Annotated in this window: 19 protein-coding genes and 1 riboswitch; of the genes, 10 read left to right on the forward strand and 9 right to left on the reverse strand. The window is 67.9% G+C overall.

Annotated features, from left to right (window positions below; translation table 11 throughout):
* Nucleotide 1: 1 nt before the first annotated feature.
* The 3 genes from BGO82_RS02970 to BGO82_RS02980 all read left to right on the forward strand — a co-directional run bounded on the left by BGO82_RS02970 (nucleotide 2) and on the right by BGO82_RS02980 (nucleotide 4,836).
* On the forward strand, nucleotides 2-1,258 hold the full coding sequence (locus BGO82_RS02970; RefSeq protein ID WP_291304434.1) for a pitrilysin family protein: 1,257 nt from the start codon (nucleotides 2-4) through the stop codon (nucleotides 1,256-1,258).
* An 11-nt stretch (nucleotides 1,259-1,269) separates the two neighbouring features.
* Nucleotides 1,270-1,881 carry a GNAT family protein gene (locus tag BGO82_RS02975; RefSeq protein ID WP_291304060.1) on the forward strand — a complete coding sequence of 204 codons (612 nt, stop codon included), beginning with the start codon at nucleotides 1,270-1,272 and terminating at the stop codon, nucleotides 1,879-1,881.
* A 153-nt stretch (nucleotides 1,882-2,034) separates the two neighbouring features.
* On the forward strand, nucleotides 2,035-4,836 hold the full coding sequence (locus BGO82_RS02980; protein WP_291304061.1) for an EAL domain-containing protein: 2,802 nt from the start codon (nucleotides 2,035-2,037) through the stop codon (nucleotides 4,834-4,836).
* A gap of 9 nt (nucleotides 4,837-4,845) precedes the next feature.
* On the opposite strand, the gene BGO82_RS02985 is transcribed toward BGO82_RS02980, so the two are convergent.
* The 3 genes from BGO82_RS02985 to BGO82_RS02995 are packed head-to-tail and all read right to left on the reverse strand — an operon-like array spanning nucleotide 4,846 to nucleotide 6,146.
* Nucleotides 4,846-5,250: a type II toxin-antitoxin system VapC family toxin gene (locus BGO82_RS02985; RefSeq protein ID WP_291304062.1), complete on the reverse strand. Its 405-nt coding sequence runs from the start codon at nucleotides 5,248-5,250 to the stop codon at nucleotides 4,846-4,848.
* Nucleotides 5,247-5,528 carry a type II toxin-antitoxin system VapB family antitoxin gene (locus tag BGO82_RS02990; RefSeq protein WP_291304063.1) on the reverse strand — a complete coding sequence of 94 codons (282 nt, stop codon included), beginning with the start codon at nucleotides 5,526-5,528 and terminating at the stop codon, nucleotides 5,247-5,249. The genes BGO82_RS02985 and BGO82_RS02990 overlap by 4 nt, the downstream gene beginning before the upstream one ends.
* A 36-nt stretch (nucleotides 5,529-5,564) precedes the next feature.
* Nucleotides 5,565-6,146, reverse strand: coding sequence for a YqgE/AlgH family protein (locus tag BGO82_RS02995; RefSeq protein WP_291304064.1), 582 nt, complete (start codon nucleotides 6,144-6,146; stop codon nucleotides 5,565-5,567).
* 120 nt (nucleotides 6,147-6,266) lie between these two features.
* On the opposite strand from BGO82_RS02995, the gene BGO82_RS03000 reads away from it, so the two are divergent.
* The 7 genes from BGO82_RS03000 (at nucleotide 6,267) to gcvPB (ending at nucleotide 13,077) form a co-directional block, all read left to right on the forward strand.
* The gene (locus tag BGO82_RS03000) at nucleotides 6,267-7,067 is read left to right on the forward strand and encodes a protein-disulfide reductase DsbD domain-containing protein (RefSeq protein ID WP_291304065.1); all 801 of its coding nucleotides are present in this window, start codon (nucleotides 6,267-6,269) and stop codon (nucleotides 7,065-7,067) included.
* A gap of 30 nt (nucleotides 7,068-7,097) precedes the next feature.
* Nucleotides 7,098-7,592, forward strand: a complete 495-nt coding sequence (locus BGO82_RS03005; protein WP_291304066.1) for a peroxiredoxin — start codon at nucleotides 7,098-7,100, stop codon at nucleotides 7,590-7,592.
* Between the two features lie 23 nt (nucleotides 7,593-7,615).
* Complete coding sequence (locus BGO82_RS03010; RefSeq protein WP_291304067.1) at nucleotides 7,616-8,218, forward strand: hypothetical protein; 603 nt, start codon at nucleotides 7,616-7,618, stop codon at nucleotides 8,216-8,218.
* A gap of 47 nt (nucleotides 8,219-8,265) precedes the next feature.
* Nucleotides 8,266-8,356, forward strand: a riboswitch (glycine riboswitch).
* A gap of 148 nt (nucleotides 8,357-8,504) precedes the next feature.
* On the forward strand, nucleotides 8,505-9,668 hold the full coding sequence (gcvT, locus tag BGO82_RS03015; RefSeq protein WP_291304068.1) for a glycine cleavage system aminomethyltransferase GcvT: 1,164 nt from the start codon (nucleotides 8,505-8,507) through the stop codon (nucleotides 9,666-9,668).
* The gene (gene gcvH, locus BGO82_RS03020) at nucleotides 9,665-10,030 is read left to right on the forward strand and encodes a glycine cleavage system protein GcvH (RefSeq protein WP_291304069.1); all 366 of its coding nucleotides are present in this window, start codon (nucleotides 9,665-9,667) and stop codon (nucleotides 10,028-10,030) included. Before gcvT ends, gcvH begins: the two co-directional genes overlap by 4 nt.
* A gap of 159 nt (nucleotides 10,031-10,189) precedes the next feature.
* Entirely contained in the window at nucleotides 10,190-11,533 is a 1,344-nt protein-coding gene (gene gcvPA / locus BGO82_RS03025) for an aminomethyl-transferring glycine dehydrogenase subunit GcvPA (protein ID WP_291304070.1), read from the forward strand.
* Nucleotides 11,530-13,077, forward strand: coding sequence for an aminomethyl-transferring glycine dehydrogenase subunit GcvPB (gene gcvPB, locus BGO82_RS03030; protein WP_291304071.1), 1,548 nt, complete (start codon nucleotides 11,530-11,532; stop codon nucleotides 13,075-13,077). Before gcvPA ends, gcvPB begins: the two co-directional genes overlap by 4 nt.
* An 81-nt stretch (nucleotides 13,078-13,158) precedes the next feature.
* On the opposite strand, the gene BGO82_RS03035 is transcribed toward gcvPB, so the two are convergent.
* The 6 genes from BGO82_RS03035 to BGO82_RS03060 all read right to left on the reverse strand — a co-directional run bounded on the left by BGO82_RS03035 (nucleotide 13,159) and on the right by BGO82_RS03060 (nucleotide 19,471).
* Nucleotides 13,159-13,647, reverse strand: coding sequence for an ATP F0F1 synthase subunit B (locus BGO82_RS03035; protein WP_291304072.1), 489 nt, complete (start codon nucleotides 13,645-13,647; stop codon nucleotides 13,159-13,161).
* A gap of 3 nt (nucleotides 13,648-13,650) precedes the next feature.
* A complete protein-coding gene (locus BGO82_RS03040) occupies nucleotides 13,651-14,292 on the reverse strand; it encodes a F0F1 ATP synthase subunit B (RefSeq protein ID WP_291304073.1) in 642 nt (213 codons plus the stop codon).
* 65 nt (nucleotides 14,293-14,357) lie between these two features.
* Nucleotides 14,358-14,597, reverse strand: coding sequence for a F0F1 ATP synthase subunit C (locus tag BGO82_RS03045; protein ID WP_291304074.1), 240 nt, complete (start codon nucleotides 14,595-14,597; stop codon nucleotides 14,358-14,360).
* Nucleotides 14,598-14,646: 49 nt separating this feature from the next.
* A complete protein-coding gene (locus BGO82_RS03050) occupies nucleotides 14,647-15,426 on the reverse strand; it encodes a F0F1 ATP synthase subunit A (protein ID WP_291304075.1) in 780 nt (259 codons plus the stop codon).
* Nucleotides 15,427-15,445: 19 nt separating this feature from the next.
* A complete protein-coding gene (locus tag BGO82_RS03055) occupies nucleotides 15,446-15,829 on the reverse strand; it encodes an AtpZ/AtpI family protein (RefSeq protein ID WP_291304076.1) in 384 nt (127 codons plus the stop codon).
* Nucleotides 15,830-16,003: 174 nt separating this feature from the next.
* Nucleotides 16,004-19,471: a chromosome segregation SMC family protein gene (locus BGO82_RS03060; protein ID WP_291304077.1), complete on the reverse strand. Its 3,468-nt coding sequence runs from the start codon at nucleotides 19,469-19,471 to the stop codon at nucleotides 16,004-16,006.
* Nucleotides 19,472-19,502: the final 31 nt, after the last annotated feature.

Genomic DNA, 19,502 nt, shown 5'->3' on the forward strand with positions numbered 1-19,502 from the left:
CGTGCGGACCACCACATTGGCCAACGGCATGACCGTCATCACCGACGACATGCCGCATCTCGAAAGCGCCTCGCTCGGCATCTGGGTCAAGGCCGGCTCGCGCAGCGAGACCGTCGCCGAGCACGGCATCAGCCATGTGCTCGAGCACATGGCCTTCAAGGGCACCCGCTCGCGCACCGCGCTTGCGATCGCCGAGGCCATCGAGAACGTCGGCGGCGACCTCAACGCCGCGACCTCGGTGGAGCACACCGGCTATTTCGCCCGCGTGCTCAAGGAGGACGTGCCGCTGGCCGGCGACATCCTCGCCGACATCCTGCAGAACTCACTGTTCGACGCGCACGAGCTCGACCGCGAGCAGCAGGTGATCGTGCAGGAGATCGGCGCCGCCCGCGACAACCCCGACGACCACGTCTTCGACCTGTTCCAGCAGGCGGCCTATCCCGACCAGCCGATCGGCCGCACCATCCTCGGCACCGTGGACTCGGTGAAGAGCTTTTCGCCCGAGACCATCCGCGACTACATGCAGCGCAATTATGTGGGCGACCAGATGGTCGTCTGCGCCGCCGGAAATGTCGACCACGACGCCCTGGTCGAGATCGCCGACAAGCGCTTCCACGACCTCAGGGCCGATGGCGCCCCGGTGCCCGAGAAGGCGCATTATGTCGGCGGCGAGCAGCGCCTGCTGTCCGACCACGAGCAGGCCCATATCGTCCTCGGCTTCGAGGGCAGGGCCTACAATTCCGATGGCTTCTACGCCGCGCAGATCCTCGCCTCGATCCTGGGCGGCGGCATGTCCTCGCGGCTGTTCCAGGAGGTGCGGGAAAAGCGTGGCCTCTGCTATTCGGTCTACGCCTTCCACTGGGCCTTCGCCGACAGCGGCATCTTCGGCGTCGCCGCCTCGACCGGCGAAAACGAGGTGACCGACCTGCTGCCGGTGGTGCTCGACGAATTGCGCCGCGCCACCGAGACCATCACCGACGAGGAGGTGCTGCGCGTCCGCAACCAGATCCGCGCCGGATTGCTGATGTCGCTCGAAAGCCCATCCTCGCGCGCCGGCCAACTGGCCCGCCAGCAGATCCTGTGGGGCCGCACCATTCCGCTGCAGGAAACCGTCGATCGCATCAACCGCATCACCGCCGACCGCGTGAAGCAGATCGCCCGGCAGGTGCTCGACAAGGGCAACGTCTCGCTTGCCGGCATCGGCCCGGTGGCGAAGCTGCCCGACTACGACGTCATCGCCTCGCGGCTCAAGAGCTGAAGTCGCTGCCGATGGTGATGCTGAACTGGTTCGTGCGCGATCCCACGCCCGTCCTCACCGGCGAACGGGTCGTGCTGCGTCCGCCGCGCGCCCGCGACTTCGAGGCCTGGCGCGCGCTGCGCCGCAAGAGCCGCGAGTTCCTGAAGCCGTTCGAGCCGCGCTGGACCGAAGCCGACCTCAACCGCCAGGCCTTCGGCGCGCGCCTGCTGCGCGGCCGTGGCGAGGCCAGGCGCGGCACCGACTATTCCTTCCTGCTGTTCGAAAAGACCGCCGCGGGCGAGATGCTGGTCGGCGGCCTCACCCTCTCCAACATCCGCCGCCGTGCCGCGCAATACGGCAATCTCGGCTACTGGATGGGCGAGGATTTCGCCGGCCGCGGCCTGATGTCGGAAGCGGTCGGCGTGCTGCTGCCGTTCTACTTCGATACGCTGGGCCTGCACCGCCTGCACGCCGCCTTCCTGCCGCACAACGCCGCCAGCCGCCGCGTCCTTGAAAAAAACGGATTCCGGGAAGAGGGCTACGCCGAGAACTATCTGCAGATCGACGGGAAATGGGCCGACCATGTGCTCTTTGCCCTGACCCGCGAGCGCTGGGAGGCGCGCGCCAGGACGGCCGGACGCTGAATGCTTGTCGCAAGGGGGAAACCCCGATACCTAGGGTGCCGGCGAAACATCCCGGGCAGGATTATCATCAGTTCGATGCGGCATTTCCTCGCCCTGGCGATCGTCCTCCTCGTTGGCCTGGCAGGAATAAATCCTGCCGCTGCCTTTGAGGTCGTGACCGCCCCCGAGGACGTGAACGCCGTCAACCTCACCTCCGCCGTCGAGATCGCTCCCGGCAGCAACGGCAAGATCCAGCTCTCCACCGCGCCGGGCGAAGACGGCATCATCCGCCGCGTCGAGGTGCTGGCCAGCCAGAACGGCACCAACCCCACCTGGGCGCTGTTCGCCCTCAAGAACGATTCCGACGCGCAGATGGACCGCCTGCTCGTCGCGCCGTTCTTCCGCCTGCCGGGCTCGGGCGTGTTCCGGCCCGACCTCGGCGCCGAGCACATCACTGCGCTCACCCCGAGCGCCGGCATCCGCCCGGTCCGCCTCGCCGACCGCGAGGCCGACGTCTACGAGGTGACGCTCGACCCCGGCGCCACCGTGACCTTCGTCGCCGAGCTCAAGGGCACGACGCTGCCCGAGCTTTATCTGTGGAAGCCCGACGCCTATCGCGACTACGTCAACTCCTTCACCCTGTTCCGCGGCGTGGTGATGGGCGTTGCCGCGCTCGCCGCGGTGTTCCTCACCATCATGTTCGTGGTGCGCGGCAAGGGCATCTTCCCCGCCACCGCCGCCTTCTCCTGGGCGGTGCTGGTCTATCTGCTGATCGATTTCGGCGTCTTCGGTCCTTTGATCGGACTGTCCAACGGCGTCACCGCGCCGTTCCGCGCCGCCTCCGAGGCGGGCATCGCCACGACTCTGTTCGCCTTCCTGTTCATCTATCTCAACCTGCACCGCTGGCATTTCCGCTTCATCACGCTGGCGCTGGCGCTGACGGTGGTGTTCCTCGCGCTGTTCGGCTTCGCCTTCCTGCAGCCGGCCGTGGCCGCCACCATCGCGCGGCTGGTGCTGGCGCTGCTCGGCCTCACCGGCTTCTTCCTGATCCTGCTGCTGGCGCTGCGCGGCTACGACCGCGCCGTGCTGCTGGTGCCCACCTGGATCATCTTCATCGCCTGGCTGTTCTATGGCTGGCTGGTGATCACCGGGCAGGTCAGCAACGACGTGGCGCAGCCCGCCGTCGCCGGCGGCCTCGTGCTCATCGTCATGCTGCTCGGCTTCACTTCGGTGCAGCACGCCTTCTCCGAGGGCCAGGTGTCCATCGGCACCCTAAGCGAGGTCGAGCGCCGCGCGCTGGCGCTCACCGGCTCGGGCGATTTCGTTTTCGACTGGAACATCGAGCGCGACCGCGTTTCGGTCTCCGACGAGCTCTGCATCCGCCTCGGCGAGCGCCGTGGCGCGCTGCGCGGCGCCATCAAGCGCTGGCTCGACCGCGTCCACCCCGACGACCGCGATCGGTTCAGAACGGCGTTCGACACACTGGTCGAATTGCGCCGCGGCAAGGTATCGACCGACATCCGCCTCGCCGCTCATGACGGCAGCTACCGCACCTTCCGCATGCGCGTGAAGCCGGTGCTGGGCGGCGACGGCCAGGTCAACCGCATCGTCGGCACCCTGCAGGACGTCAACGAGGATCGCATGAGCCGCGATCGGCTGCTGCACGACGCGGTGCACGACAGCCTCACGGGCCTGCCCAACAAACAGCTCTTCCTCGACCGGCTGGAGCGGGCGCTGACCCGCGCCAAGCTGCCCAACGGCATCAAGCCGGCGGTGTTCCTCATCGATATCGACCGCTTCATGGAGCTCGAGGAGCGCGTCGGCCACTCAGCCGCCGATTCCGTGCTGCTCGCGATTTCGCGCCGCGTCGCCCGCATCATGCGCCCGCTCGACACCGTGGCACGCCTCTCGGGCGACCAGTTCGCCGTGATCCTCGGCTCCGAGGCTGCCGCCGGCAAGATTGCCGAGACCGCCGAGCAGATCCGCAAGGCACTGAAATCGCCCTTCAATTTCGGCGAGCGCGATCTGTCGCTCACCGCCTCCATCGGCGTCACCATCTACGACGGCAACCCGGCCACCGCCGACGACGTGCTGCGCGACGCCGAACTCGCGATGTACTACGCCAAGCGGCTGGGCGGCGACCGCATCGAAGCCTACCGCGCCTCCGCCCGCTCCATCGCGGCCTATACCCGCGCCTCCGAGGAGGACCTCGACCGCGGCCTGCGCCACGGCGAGCTCGAGGTGCAGTTCCAGCCGATCATGGACATCCATTCCGGCGAGATCGCGGGCGCCGAAGCGCTGATGCGCTGGAACCATCCGCAGCGCGGCATCGTGCCGCCCGAGGAATTCGTGCCGCTGGCCGAACGCACCGGCATGATCGAGCGGCTGGGCCGTCTCGCCTTCGAGCAGGCCGCCGGCCAGACCCGCGACTGGCTGCGGCAACTGCCGATCCCCGAGGAGTTCTTCGTCTCGGTCAATCTGTCGCCGACGCAGCTGCAGACCGAGACGCTGCTCGCCGACATGCGCGCGCTGGTCAACGAGAACCGCCAGATCGCCGGCCATCTGAAGCTCGAGATCACCGAGGGCCAGGTGATGAGCAATCCCGAGCATTCGGCCTACATGCTGAGCGCCCTCAAGGCCATGGGCCTGCGCCTCGCCCTCGACGATTTCGGCACCGGCCACTCGTCGCTGAGCTACCTGCACCGCTTCCCGGTCGACACCATCAAGATTCCGGCGCCCTTCGTGCAGATGGCGGACGACAGCGGCCTGTCGCACACCCAGGTGCCGATCATCCGCTCCATCGTCGCCCTCGCCATGGAGCTCGACCTCACCGTGATCGCCGAAGGCGTCGAGACGCTGGAAGAGATCGAGCGCCTGCAGCAGCTCAACTGCCAATACGCCCAGGGCTTCGCCTTCGGCGCCGCCATGACCGGCGTCGAGTTCTCCAAAAAGCTCGCCGCCCAACTGGGTCGCTAGAGCAGCGATCTATAGAGCCGGCGTGATGTCGGTATGGGAAAAGTCATTGCCCTTGAACAGCAACGGCACATCGAGCCGCTTCGCCAGCGCATAAGAAAAGCAGTCGCCGAAATTGAGCTGGGCCGCATGCCCGGTTCCCTTGCCGAAGCGCATATGCGCCGCACGGGCGAGCGCGATATCAGCCAGCGTGACCGGATGGATTGCAAAGCCGATGCTCGCCAGAAGCGCGTCGAGCCGCTGTTCGACCAATTCCGGGGAAAGCTGGCGAAAGCGTCGCAAAGCGAGGGAACACTCCAGAACGCTTGCACCCGATATTTGCACCGCGCCGTCCCGGTCGAGCGCGCGAGCGAACCGATCGGCATCCGGTTCAAGCCGACTGATAGCGACGATTACCGACGTGTCGACGACGATCACGTAGGAAGGCCAACATCGTCGTAGCCGAGAGCCTCCTCGAGGGTGCGATTGTCCGCCTCAGGAAACTGCGAATACCACCGGCCGAATTCCAGCAGCTTTTCTGCGACCTCGCCGGGTTTCCGCCGCTTGTGACGCTCGGCTGCTAGCCTGATCTGCAAGGCAAGCGTCACGGCGTCCTCGAGGCTTTCGCCAGTCAGTTCGGACAGCTCAAGCGCCAATCGCCGGGCTTCGCCGCTCTCGACATTGAGATGTTCGGGCAGGGGCTCATGTTTGTTCATGGTCGAAATATAGCCCCGCACCCGCAATTCAGCAAACTACGCGTGCCCGGCGGCTCCGCTCAGCGTCGCGCGGGTGATGCCCAATTGCCCCAGCGCCATGTCGTAGCGGCGTTCCAGCGCCGAGCCGAACAGCAGCTCGCGGGAATACGGCACCGTCAGCCAGCCATTGAGCGCGATCTCGTTTTCGAGCTGCCCCGGCGCCCAGCCGCAATAGCCGAGCGCGAACACCGCGTCGGCCGGCGCGTTGCGAAAGGCGACGGCCTTCAGCACGTCGAGCGTCGCCGTCAGGCAGATCTCGTCATTGACCGCATAGGACGAGCCTTCGCGGAAATAGTCGGGCGAATGCAGCACGAAACCACGCCCCTTCTGCACCGGGCCGCCGCGCAGCACCTCGCGGTCGCGCACCCGCTCGGGCAGGTGGATCGCTTCGTCGCTCTCGTTGATGCCCAGCTCCTCGAGCACGTCGGCGAAGCTCATGTCCTCGATCGGCCGGTTCACCACCAGCCCCATGGCGCCCTCGTCGTCGCCGTGGCCGACCATGTAGATGACGCTGTCGCGGAAGCGTTCGTCGCCCATGTCGGGCATCGCCACCAGAAACTGCCCCTTGAGGGATATCATCGGCCCGTCTCCATTGCCCCAAATCTACTCCACATCGCTGTGGCGGCAATATGCCGGTCACGAAGCGCTGATCCGGATGTGCCTTTAGTGTTGCCCGCTTGTGCTGTATCGGGATCGCTGATGCTGCGACTGATCCTGATCCTCGTTGTGACGCTTGCCGCCGGCCCCGCCTTGGCGGGCGCCACTGCCTGGCAGGAGATCGCCCCCGGCGTGAAGGCGCGGCTGATCTCGGCCGACGCCATCGTCGCCGGCACGACGCGGGCCGGCCTCGAGCTCGACCTGCCGGCCGGCACCCACACCTATTGGCGCATTCCGGGCGAGACCGGCATCCCGGCCGAATTCGACTTCGCCGGCTCCACCGGCCTTGCGGCGCCGGCCATCGACTGGCCGTACCCTCAGATCGACCACACCGGCGGCTATCTCGGCTACATCTATTCCGGCCCGCTGGTGATTCCGCTGCGCTTCGGCGCCGCCGGCGGCAGCGCGGTGCTGGCGGCCAAGGTGACGCTCGGCATCTGCTCCGACATCTGCGTGCCGGCGCAGGCGAGCTTCACCCTGCCCATTTCCTACGCGAAGGCCGATGCGGGGCAGGGCATCCGCCTCGATCAGGCCGAGGCCCGCACGCCCATCGCCTGGGACCGGCCGACGCCGGCCTTCGGCGCCGTCACCGCCACCGCGGACGGCCTCAGCCTTGCTGCGCCCGATCCCGCCATCGATCCGCAAAGCCTCATCGCCGATTTCGGCGATCCGGCCATCCTCTTCCAGACGCCGCAAAAAAGCCCGGATGGCGCCCTATGGACGCTGAAACTGCTCGGGGGAGCAGGGGGCAAGGGGCTGGAGGGCAGGACGATTCGGTTGACCTTCATGACCCCCGCGGGTCCTTATGTGGTCACCCGCCAGATCGGCGCTTCGGCGTCCTGATCGCCTTCAGCCAGAAACGAAAGTTCCCACATGATCCAGCCCGGCGACACGCTGCCGTCCGTCCCCGTCAAGCTCGTCGATGACGCCGGCGTGAACGATGCCGACACCCGCGACATCCTGGGCAAGGGCCGCGTCGTGCTGTTCGCCGTTCCCGGCGCCTTCACCCCCACCTGCGACACCGCGCATCTGCCCGGCTTCGTCGCCAATGCCGGCAAGATCCGCGCCGCCGGGGTCGACCGCATTGTCTGCGCCACCGTCAACGATCAGCACGTGGTGAAGGCCTGGGCCGAGCGCAGCGAAGCGCTGGGCAAGGTCGATTTCATCGCCGACGCCAGCGGCAGCTTCGCCGAAGCCCTTGGGCTGGCGAAGGATTTCCCGGGGCTGGGCGGCCGCCGCTTTGCCCGTTTCGCCCTGATCGCCGACAACGGCGTGGTCGAAAAGCTTTTCGTGCAGGATGTTGCCGGGGTGACAGTCAGCGGCGCGCCTGCCATTCTCCTTGCCCTGCAGGGGGAAGCCGTGTCGTGAGTGGGTACAAGGGGGACAGAGCGTTGAATTCAGGCGCCATCATCATTCGGGTCGCCGCCTTGGCGGCAATGGGGATCGGCCTGTCGGCCTGCTCGATGGGCGGCATGTTCGGCGGCGGCGCCCAGCCCTCGGCACAGACCCAGGCGCTGCAGAACGCCACCGCCACGCCCGCGCAGATCGCCGCCATGAGCCCGGCGCTGCCCGCCATCGCCACCGAATGCCCGCCCATCAAGGTGCGTCCGGGCGCCGAGGCGGTGTATTATTACGGCAAGGGCCAGGTCGGAAATCCCAAGGACCTGCAGTACCAGGCGATCATCGACAAGCAGTCGCGCAACTGCACCGTCTCCAACGGCCTCATCACCGTGAAGATGGGCGTTGTCGGCCGGCTGATGCTCGGCCCCGCCGGCAACCAGCAGAGCGTCAACCTGCCGCTGCGCTTTGCCGTCGAGCGCGGGGATTCGACCCCGCTTTATTCCGAGCTCTACCAGATCCCCGTCGCCATCACGCCGCCGGCGCAGGCGGGCGATTTCGTCAAGGTCGTCGACAACGTGCAGATCCCATACGTGGCGGGCGACGAGATCACCATCTGGGTCGGCTTCGACTCGGGCGCAAAGAAGAAGTCCTGAGCAGGCGCGGCGCGCGATTGACTCGGGCGCCGCAATCTCATCAGGATGGCTCGACTGCGGGAGAGACCGGATTCTTCATCCGGAGCCGAAGGCGCAACCGCCCCGGAAACGCTCAGGCAAAAGGACCGCAGTCATACTGAAACTCTGGAAAGCAGGTCTCAGACCTCACCGAAGGAGCAACCGGAGCATAGGCTCTCCGGGAAATCTCTCAGGTTAGCGGACAGAGGGGGCACGGCGCGCAGGGGCGTACCTTGCGGGCATTCGTGCAATCGACCCCAGGTGTTCCGTGGCAGAGTCCAGTAACGAACCGCTCAAGACCGTCGTCCTCAACGACGAGCATGTGAAGCTCGGCGGCCGCATGGTGCCGTTTTCGGGCTATTCGCTGCCGGTGCAATATCCCACCGGCATCATCGCCGAGCACAAATGGACGCGCGAGCATGCCGGCCTGTTCGACGTCTCGCATATGGGCCCGAGCTTCGTCGTCATCGACGGCACGCCGGCCAGCCCCGACGCCGGCCATGCCGATGTCGCGGCGCTCGTCGAGCCGCTGGTCTCAGGCGACATTGCCGGGCTGAAGCCCGGCCAGCTCCGCTACACCCTGCTGCTCAACGACGAGGGCGGCACGCGCGACGATCTGATGATCGGCCGCTCGCCGCTCTATGGCGGCTCGCTCTACGTGATCGTCAATGCCGGCACCAAACAGGCCGACTGGGGCCTCATCGAGGCCCGGCTGGGAAGCCGCGCCAAATTGACCCGCGCCGACGACGGCGCGCTGCTGGCGCTGCAGGGGCCCGAGGCGGTCGCGGTGCTCGACGCCATCCTGCCCGGCGTCGGCAACCTCGCCTTCATGCATTACGGCCCCTTCGACTGGCAGGGCGCCAGGGTCATCGTCTCGCGCTCCGGCTACACCGGCGAGGACGGCTTCGAGCTGCTCTGCGCCAAAGAGCATGCCGCAACGCTCTGGAACACAATTCTCGCCGACAGCCGGGTCAAGCCGATCGGTCTCGGCGCCCGCGACAGCCTGCGCCTCGAAGCCGGCCTGCCGCTCTATGGCCACGACCTCGACGACACCGTCTCGCCCATCGAGGCCGGGCTGAATTTCGCCGTCAGCAAGCGCCGCCGCGAGGCGCGCGACTTCCCCGGCGCCGGCCGCATCCTCGCCGAGCTCGGCGGCGAGCTGACCCGCGTGCGCGTCGGCCTCTTCGTCGAGGGAGCCCCGGCGCGCGAGGATACCACCATTTTCGACGCGCACGGCGTCGGCATCGGCCGCGTCACCTCCGGCGGCTTCTCCCCCTCGCTCAACCGCGCCATCGCGCTCGGCTTCGTCACCCCGCAGCACGCCGCGCCCGGCACCCGGCTGCAGGTCGAAGTCCGCGGCCGCATGCAGGCCGCCGAAGTCACGCAGCTCCCCTTCGTTCCCCATCGCTACGTCCGGAAGGCCACTCCATGACCACCAAATACACCGAGGATCACGAATACATCCGCGTCGAGGGCGCGACCGGCATCGTCGGCATCACCGCCTATGCCCAGGACCAGCTTGGCGACATCGTCTTCGTCGAGCTGCCCAGCGTCGGCAAGGTGCTGAACAAGGGCGACGAGGCCGCCGTGGTCGAGTCGGTCAAGGCCGCCTCCGAGATCTACTCGCCGGCCTCCGGCACGGTCATCGAGGTCAACACCGCCCTCACCGGCGAGCCCGGCCTCGTCAACCAGGCGCCCGATACCGACGGCTGGATCTACAAGCTCCGCCTCACCAACCCCGCCGAGCTCGACACCCTGATGGACGACGCGGCCTACGCCAAGCACACGGCCTAGAACGGTGCTCCTGGCTAGACCCTCATCCGGCGCTGTGCGCCACCTTCTCCCCGACGGGGAGAAGGGAGCCGGCAGTCTCGGTTCCATCTTCCCCTCTCCCCTCCGGGGAGAGGGTGCCCGAAGGGCGGGTGAGGGCCTCCTGACATTGAAAGTTGAACGATGAGATACCTCCCCCATTCCCCCGCCGAACGCGCCGACATGCTGGCCGTCATCGGCGCCGCCTCGCCCGAGGCGCTGTTCGCCGCCGTGCCGGCGGCTGCGCGGCTCGCGAAACCGCTCGACTTGCCGGCGCACAGCCCCGAATTCCTCGTCGAGGCCCATATGAAGGCGCTCGCTGCCCGCAACCATGCGGCCGCCGATGGCCCGTTCTTCGTCGGCGCCGGCGCCTATCGCCACCATGTGCCGGCCACCGTCGACCATCTGATCCAGCGCAGCGAATGGCTCACCGCCTACACGCCCTACCAGCCGGAAGTGTCGCAGGGCACGCTGCAGATGCTGTTCGAGTTCCAGACCCAGGTCGCGCACCTGACCGGCATGGAGGTCGCCAACGCCTCGATGTATGACGGCTCGACCGCCACCGCCGAGGCGGTGCTGATGGCGCGGCGCCTCACCCGCAAGGACAAGGTGATCCTCTCGGGCGGTCTGCATCCGCATTATCGCGACGTGGTCTCCACCTATCTCGACAATTCGGAAAGCCTCATCCGCCTGCCGGCGTCGCCGGAAGGGCAGGGCGACATCCTCAACCAGATCGACGACGACACCGCCGCCATCGTCATCCAGACCCCGGATGTCTTCGGTCATCTCCGCGACGTCGAGAAGGCCGCCGAGGCCATCCACGCCAAGGGCGGGCTGCTGGTCGTCGTCGTCACCGAAGTGGTGTCGCTCGGCCTGCTCGAGGCGCCCGGCGCGCTCGGCGCCGACATCGTCGTCTGCGAGGGCCAGTCGATCGGCAACGCCCTCAATTTCGGCGGCCCCTATGTCGGGCTGATGGCGACCAGGAAGGACTTCATCCGCCAGATGCCGGGGCGGCTGTGTGGCGAAACCGTCGATGCCGACGGCAAGCGCGGCTTCGTGCTCACTCTCTCCACCCGCGAGCAGCACATCCGCCGGGAGAAGGCCACCTCCAACATCTGCACCAATTCCGGCCTGTGCGCGCTGGCCTTCTCGATCCACCTCGGCCTCCTCGGCGAAGCGGGGCTGACCCGGCTGGCGCGGCTCAACCACGCCCGCGCCGTGGCGCTGGCCAAAGCGCTGCGCGCCGTGCCGGGCGTCGAGCTGCTTAACAACAGCTTCTTCAACGAGATGACCATCCGCCTGCCGGTGCCCGCCGCGCCGGTGGTCGAGCTGCTGGCCAAGGCCGGCATTCTCGCCGGCGTGCCGGTCAGCCGCCTCGTGCCCGACGACCCTAAGGTCGAAAACCTCGTCGTCCTCGCTGCCACCGAGCTCACCACCGACGCCGACATCGAGATGCTGGCCGATTGCCTCAAGGAGGCGCTGCAATGAGCATGAACACGCAAGGCCGGCCCACCGGCACTGGCAGTGCCGCGGCTGCCGCCACCGGCTCGTCGCTGCTCCCCGACGAGCCGCTGCTGTTCGAGATCGGCGACACCGAGCACTCCGGCGTCGACCTGCCGGAGGTGACGGTCGGCGACGACTTTCTCGGCGGCTTCCGCCGCGAAACGCCGCTCGATCTGCCCGGCCTCACCGAACCCGAGGCGATGCGCCACTATGTGCGGCTGAGCCGCCTCAACTACTCGATCGACAGCGGCATGTATCCGCTCGGCTCGTGCACCATGAAGCACAATCCACGCCTCAACGAGAAGCTGGCGCGGCTGCCCGGCTTCGCCGACATCCACCCGCTGCAACCGGTCTCCACCGTGCAGGGCGCCCTCGCCATGATGGACGAGCTCGCCCATTGGCTGATGACCCTCACCAACACCGCCGCCGTGGCGCTCACCCCCAAGGCCGGCGCCCATGGCGAGATGTGCGGCATGATGGCGATCCGCGCCGCGCATGCGGCCAGGGGGCAGGGCCACCGGAACGTCGTTCTCGTCCCCGAAAGCGCGCACGGCACCAATCCGGCGACGGCGGCCTTCCTCGGCTATGCCGTCCGGGCTATCCCGGCGCGCGCCGACGGCACCGTCGATGCCGAGGCCGTCAAGGCCGCGCTCGACCCGGACGTTGCGGCCATCATGCTGACTAACCCCAACACCTGTGGCCTGTTCGAGCCGCAGATCATCGACATCGCCCGGGCGGTGCACGAGGCGGGGGCCTATTTCTACTGTGACGGGGCCAATTTCAACGCCATCATGGGCGTGGTGCGGCCGGGCGATCTCGGCATCGACGCCATGCACATCAACCTGCACAAGACCTTCTCCACCCCGCATGGCGGTGGCGGTCCCGGCGCCGGTCCGGTGGTGCTGAGCGCGGCGCTGGCGCCGTTCGCGCCGGTGCCCTTCGTGCGCAAGGGCGAGGGCCCGCTGGCCCTCGTGGAGCACGCCGAGGGCCACCACCTCGGCCGCATCACCGCCTTCAACGGCCAGATGGGCATGTATGTCCGCGCCCTCACTTACATGCTGAGCCATGGCGGCGACGGCCTCGCCCAGGCGGCCAGGGACGCCGTGCTCAATGCCAATTACGTCAAGGCGCGGCTGGGCCAGGTGTTCTCGGTGCCATTCGCCGCAGCCGGTCCTTGCATGCACGAGGCGCTGTTCGACGACAGCTTCCTCGAGGGCACTGGCGTCACCACGCTCGATTTCGCCAAGGCGCTGATCGACGAGGGCTTCCACCCCATGACCATGTACTTCCCGCTGGTCGTGCACGGCGCCATGCTGGTCGAGCCCACCGAGAGCGAGAGCCGGCAGACGCTCGACCAGTTCTGCGACGTGATGCTCGATCTGGCGAAGGACGCCAGGGCCGGCAACGCCCCGCGCTTCACCTCGGCGCCCACCCGCGCCCCGCGCCGCCGCCTCGACGAAACCCGCGCCGCCCGCCAGCCCCGCCTCAAATGGGAGCGTCCCGACCCGCTGCCGCAGGCCGCGGAGTAGCATTCCAGGATCCCACCATCGGCGGGCAAAACAAAAGGCGGGCCCCAGGCCCGCCTCAAAACATCATCGCTCCAGTGAACCTCAGTTCAGCTTCGCCCCGACATCCTTGATCGCGGCGTCGATCAGCGCGTCGCCCTTGTGGCTCATCTGCTTGGCCAGCACCACGCGGGCGGCTTCCACCGCCACGTCGGCGGAACGGGCGCGCACTTCGGCGACCGCCTGCGATTCCGCCTGCGCGATCTTGTCTTCCACCGTCTTGGCGCGGCGGGCGATCAGCGTCTCCAGCGACGCCTTGGCCTCCGCCGTCAGCCGGAAGGCTTCCTCGCGCGCGGCGGCCACGATGCTCTCGGCCTCGCTGGTCGCCGCCTGGCGCTTGCTCTCATATTCCTCGAGCAGGAACTTGGCCTCGAGCCGCAGCCGTTCGGCCTCGGCCAGCTCGCCCTCGATCGCCTTGATGCGGCCGTCGAGCGCCTTGCCGATCATGCCCGGCACTTTGAGGTACAGGATCACGCCGATGAAGACGATGAGCGCGACGGTCGCCCAGAATGCTGCGTCGAATTCGAACGCCATCGCTTACTCCTTCACCGCCTGCGCCACGGCCGCCTGCACGTCCGCGGGGTTGGCCTCGCCGGTGAGCCGATGCACGAGCGCCGCGGTGGTGTCCGCCGCGATCTCGTTCACCCGGCTCAGGGCGTCCTGCTTGGTCTTGCCGATACGCGCCTCGGCCTCGGCAACCTTCTTGCTCAGGTCGTCCTCCACCGCCTTGCGCTTGGCGTCGATGTCGGCCCGGATCGAGTTCCGGGTCTCTTCGGCGATCGCATGGGCGTTTTTGCGCGCCTCGCTGAGCGCCGCCTCATAGGCCGAAATGGCCTTGTCGGTTTCGCCCTTCAGCCGCTCGGCTTCCTTGAGGTCGCCGTCGATGCGCGCCTTGCGCTTGTCGATGATCGAGCCGATCTGCGGCAGCGCCACGCGGCTCATCACCACATAGAGCACCGCAAAGGTGATCGCGAACCACAGGAACTGGCTCGCGAAGGTCGACGCGTCGAACGGCGGAAACCCCACCGGGGCCTCCGAATGTTCGGTGGTCGCGTGCACCTCGCCGGTCGCGGCCGGCGCTGCGCCCTGCTCCTGCACCACGGTGCCGTTCTGCACGGCATCGGCTGGGGCAGGGGAGGTCGTGGACGCCTGCGCCACGAGAATTACGGATTGAGCCATCGGGTCACCTTGCTAGCCGCTCCGCCCCGGAGAAGCCCCGGAGCAGCAATTCGTCGCGTTCGGTCTCAGACCGCGTACAGCAGCAGGAACGCGATAACGAGCGAGAAAATGCCCATGGCTTCGGTCACGGCGAAGCCGAAGATCAGGTTCGAGAACTGGCTCGCGGCCGCCGCCGGATTGCGCAGCGCGCCCGACAGGTAGTTGCCGAAAATGACGCCCACGCCGACGCCGGCGCCGCCCATGCCGATACAGGCAATGCCCGCACCGATCAGTTTGCCCATCAACTTGGCTGCTTCGGGATCCATACTTAGTCTCCTTGGGATCTGGAATGTGTTGGTGTGAAAGGAACGGCCGTCAGTGGCCGGGATGCATCGCGTCGTGGAGGTACACGCAGGTGAGCACGGCGAACACGAACGCCTGCAGCGCCGCCACCAGGACTTCGAGGCCGGTCATGGCGACAGCCATGCCGAACGGCAGGATCGAGACCACGCCCCAGGCGCCGGCGGCGAGCAGCGCCACCACCATGCCCCCGAACACCTTCAGCACGATGTGGCCGGCAAGCACGTTGCCCCACAGTCGCAGCGAATGGCTGACGGGACGGCTGAGGAACGACAGCACCTCGATCGGCACCACGATCCAGATGATGTACCAGGGGATCCCCGAGGGCACAAACACCTTCAAAAAGCGCGGCCCGTTCTTGTAGAAGCCGTAGATCACCACCGTCAGGAACACGATCAGCGCCAGCATCACGGTGACGATCAGGTGGCTGGTGACGGTGAAGAAATACGGGAACATGCCGAACAGGTTGGCCACCAGCACGAACAGGAACAGCGAGGCCACCAGCGGGAAGAACTTCATGCCTTCCGTGCCGGTCGTGTCGCGCACCATGTTGGCCACGAACTCGTAGGTCATCTCGGCCATCAGCTGCATGCGGCCGGGGATGATCGCCCGCCGGTTGCTGCCCAGGATCAGGAAGGCCAGGATCAGCCCGACCGTCAGCACCATGAACAGGGCGGAATTGGTGAAGGCGAGGTGGGTGCCCGATCCCTCGGTCCCGTTCCCGCCGAACGTGCCGATGTCGAAAAGATTGGTGATCCGGAACTGGTGGATCGGTTCAATCGGTTGTTCAGCCACGTCGAGCCTTTCGGTCCAGTCAGTCGTCTTCGTCGTCGGGCAGCGCCGGGGTGGTCTTCGGCACCGCCGTTGCGGCGTTCATCTGTGCGGTCGCCCTGACCACGTTGACCACGCCGGCGGCAAAGCCCAGCAGCAGCAACACGACCAGGCCCCAGGGCCGCGTCGGCAGGAACATGTCGACGAGGTATCCGAGACCCGCGCCGACGATGATCGCCGCCACGAACTCGGACCCGAGCCGGAACCCCCGGCTCAACCCCGACAGATCCCCTGTTCGCGTCTGCTCCGGAACGGCTTCCGCCGCTCGTTGCCCCCGCGCTCGGGCAATGCGCGCCTCCAGATCGGCTGTCGCACGATGTGCGTCCGATCCGGGTTCAGGGCGTTTGTCGTCACGCGGTTCGCTCATCGCGTCCCCTCGTATCGCCCCGGCACAAAAGGAAATTTATGCCCTCAAAGTCGCGCGCAACATAGTGTTGACTCATTTGGGTGTCAAGCGCCCAAAATCGGCCGTAAGTCGTTGAAACAACAGATATTTCTGCGCCGACGCAGACCCGCGACAACGAGTCATGCGGTCGGGAGTCTAGACGGCGACCTTGGCCTCGCGCACCTGCATGGCGCCCGTCAGGTCCACCGAGACGAGCTGGCTGACGCCGCGCTCGTACATGGTGACGCCGAACAGCCGGTTCATCCGCGCCATGGTGATCGGGTTGTGGGTGATCACCACGAAGCGCGTCTCGGTCCGCCCGGTCATCGATTCGAGCAGGGTGCAGAAGCGCTCCACATTGGCGTCGTCGAGCGGCGCGTCGATTTCGTCGAGCACGCAGATCGGCGCCGGATTGGTGAGGAACACCGCAAAGATCAGGCTCATCGCCGTCAGCGCCTGCTCGCCGCCCGACAGCAGCGAGATCGACGACGGCTTCTTGCCCGGCGGCCGGGCGATGATCTCGAGCCCGGCATCGAGCGGATCGTCGCTCTCGATGAACTGCAGTTCCGCCGTGCCGCCACCGAACAGCGTCGTGAACAGCTCCTTGAAATGTCCGTTGACCTTCTCGAACGCCTCGGCCAGCCGCACCCGGCCCTCGCGGTTGAGGCTCTGGATGCCCGAGCGCAACTTGGCGATGGCGGCGACCAGGTCGTCGCGGTCCTTCACCATCACGTCGAGCTTTTCCTGCACCTCTACGCTTTCCTGCTCGGCCGCGAGGTTGACCCCGCCCAGCCGCTCGCGCTCGGCCTTCAGCCGCTCGACCTTGCGCTCGACATTCTCTTCCTCGGGCAGGGCGTCCTGCGGCTTGATGCCGGCGGCCATCGCCGTTTCGGCCGCCTGGATGTCCAGCGTCTCCTGCACCTGCCGCTCGATCTGGTGGCGCTGTGCGATCAGCCCCTTGAGCCGCTCCTCGACCCGCGCCAAATGCTCGCGGAAGCCGCTCAGCGCCTCGGCGGCGAGTCGCTGCGCCTTGTCCGCCTCGCGATGCCGCGCCTGCGCCTCGGCCAGTGCGTCCGAGGCCGCGCCATGCGCGCTGCGCGCCGCCGCGATTTCGGTGTCGAGCGCGGCGCTGCGCTCCTCGAAGCCGCTCGGCGCGTTGTCGAGCGCCGCGAGCTGGGCGCTGAGATCGTTGAGACGGCTGTCGAGCGTCGTCACCTGCGCCTCGGCGCCCTGCCGGCGCCGCGTCCAGTTGCCCACTTCCGTGCCGATCTGCGCCAGCCGGCCGCTGCGCAGCTGCGCCGCCGTCTCGAACTGCCCGAGCTTCAGCCGCGCCTGGTCGGCGGCGCCGCGCGTCTCGTCGAGATGCGTGCGCTTGGCCTGCAGCAGCGCTGCTGCCTCGGCCTCGTCGCCGGCTTCCTCCAGCGCCTTCCTCGCGTCCGCCTCGATGCCCTCGGCCTCGGCCAGCGACGAGCTCAGCCGCACCCGCGCTTCCTCCAGCGCCGATTGCCGCGAGGCGAGCTCGGTGATCGCCCGCGTCGCCTTGTCGAGCTCCTGCTGCGCCGCGCCGATGTCGCGCTGCGCGTTGCGCCAGGCGTCGCGTTTCTCGCGCTCGCTGCGCCGGTGCTGCTCCAGCGCCTCGGCCAGCGCCGCTGCGTCGGCCTTGAGCGAATTGCGGTTGGCCCGGAGCTCGGTGAGCTCGGCGTCGAGCTCGGCCAGCCGGTTGCGCTGCGCCAGCCGCTGCGCCGCCGCGGTCGGCGCTTCCGCCGCCGCCACGAACCCGTCCCAGCGCCACAGATCGCCGCCCTTGCTGACCAGCCGCTGCCCCGGCTTCAGCTCGGGCTGCAGCCGCGCCCCGTCGGCCTTGTCGACCAGCCCGATCTGGTCGAGCCGGCGCTTCAGCAGCGCGCTGCCCGCCACATGCGCCGACAGCGGCGTGACAGAACCTGGCAGAATCGCATCGCTGCTGCCGTCGATCGGCCCGGCCCAGTGGAGCGGCGCTCCAGCGTCCGACGAGGCTTCGAGGTCGTCGCCCAGCGCGGCGCCCAGCGCCGTCTCGAACCCGGCATCCACCTTGAGCTCGTCGGCGATCGCCGCCCACAGCCCCTTGGCGCCGCCATTGAGGATCCGGTTGAGCGTCTGCGCTTCGGAATCGAGCCGGTTGAGCTGGGTCTCGACCTCCTGCAGCTTCGGCCGCGCCGCATCCAGCGCTGCCTGCGCCTGGCGCGTCGCCTCTTCGGCGGCCACCGCCGCCGCTTCGGCCTCGGCCGACAGCGCCTGCGCCGCCTCCAGCGCCGCGCGCCGCGCGATTACCCCATCATCGGCCTCGAGCTGCTGCGCCACGCCCTCGGCGTCGCGCATCACGTCGTCGATCTGCTGCTTCAGCCGGGCGATGCGGGTCGCCGCATCCTCTGCGCCGCGCCTGGCCTGCGCCCGCCGCGCCCGCACCTGCGCCTCGAGGTCGGCGGCGATGCGCGCCTCCGCTTCCGCCGCGCGCACCGCGTTCAGCGCCTCGTCGGCGGCCGCCTTGGCCGCCGCGAAGGCGTCGGCCTCGCCGGCCGCCTCGGCTTCGAGCCGCGCCCGCTCCTCGGCGGCGGTCTTCAGCGCCTCGTCGCTTTCGCCCAGCAGCGCCCGCTCGCGCGCGGCGTCGGCCTGCGTCTGCTCGATGCGCTGCGTCAGTTCCTGTCGCCGCGTCTCGGCCCGCCGCGCTTCCTCGGCCAATTGCTCGGCGAGGATGGTGAGCCGCTGCAGCGCCGCGCCCGCCGCCGCTTCCTTGTCGCGCAGCGGCTGCACGGCCTGGTCGGCCATGAACACCACCTTCTGCGCTTCGAGCTCGACATGCTGCGCGCTGGCCAGCTCGTTGATCAGCTTGCCCTGCTCGGCCTCGGTCTCGGCTTCCGCCGCCCGCGCCGCGATCCAGCGGATGTGGAACAGCGTCGCCTCGGCCTTGCGGATTTCGCCGCTGAGCCCACGATAGCGCGTCGCGAGCCGCGCCTGCCGCTTGAGCTGTTCGAGCTGCTGCGTCACCTGCGTGATCACGTCCTCGACGCGCTCGAGGTTCTGCTCGGCGCCCTTGAGCCTGAGTTCCGCCTCGTGCCGGCGCGAATGCAGCCCGGAAATGCCCGCCGCCTCTTCCAGCAGCGCCCGGCGCTGCTGCGGCTTGGCGGCGATCAACTCGCCGATCTGGCCCTGCCGCACCAGGGCAGGCGAGTGCGCGCCGGTCGAGGCGTCGGCGAACAGCAACTGCACGTCGCGCGCCCGCACTTCCTTGCCGTTGACGCGGTACACCGAGCCTTCCTCGCGCTCGATGCGGCGGGTGACTTCCAGCACGTCGGCAGTATTGAGCGCCGCCGGCGCCGTGCGGTCGGTGTTGTCGAGGACCAGCGTGACTTCCGCCGAATTGCGCTGCGGCCGGTTGCCCGAGCCGTTGAAGATCACGTCGTCCATGCCGGTGGCGCGCATCGCCTTGTACGAGCTTTCGCCCATCACCCAGCGCAGCGCCTCGACCAGATTGGACTTGCCGCAGCCGTTCGGCCCGACGACGCCCGTCAGGCCCGGTTCCAGATGGAGTTCGGTCAAATCCGAAAACGACTTGAACCCGTGCAGCTTCAAACGCGTGAACTTCATGCCAATCCAATTAGCGAAGCGGCCCGCCGCA

This window comes from Devosia sp. 67-54, assembly GCF_001899075.1.
Lineage (GTDB): Bacteria > Pseudomonadota > Alphaproteobacteria > Rhizobiales > Devosiaceae > Devosia_A.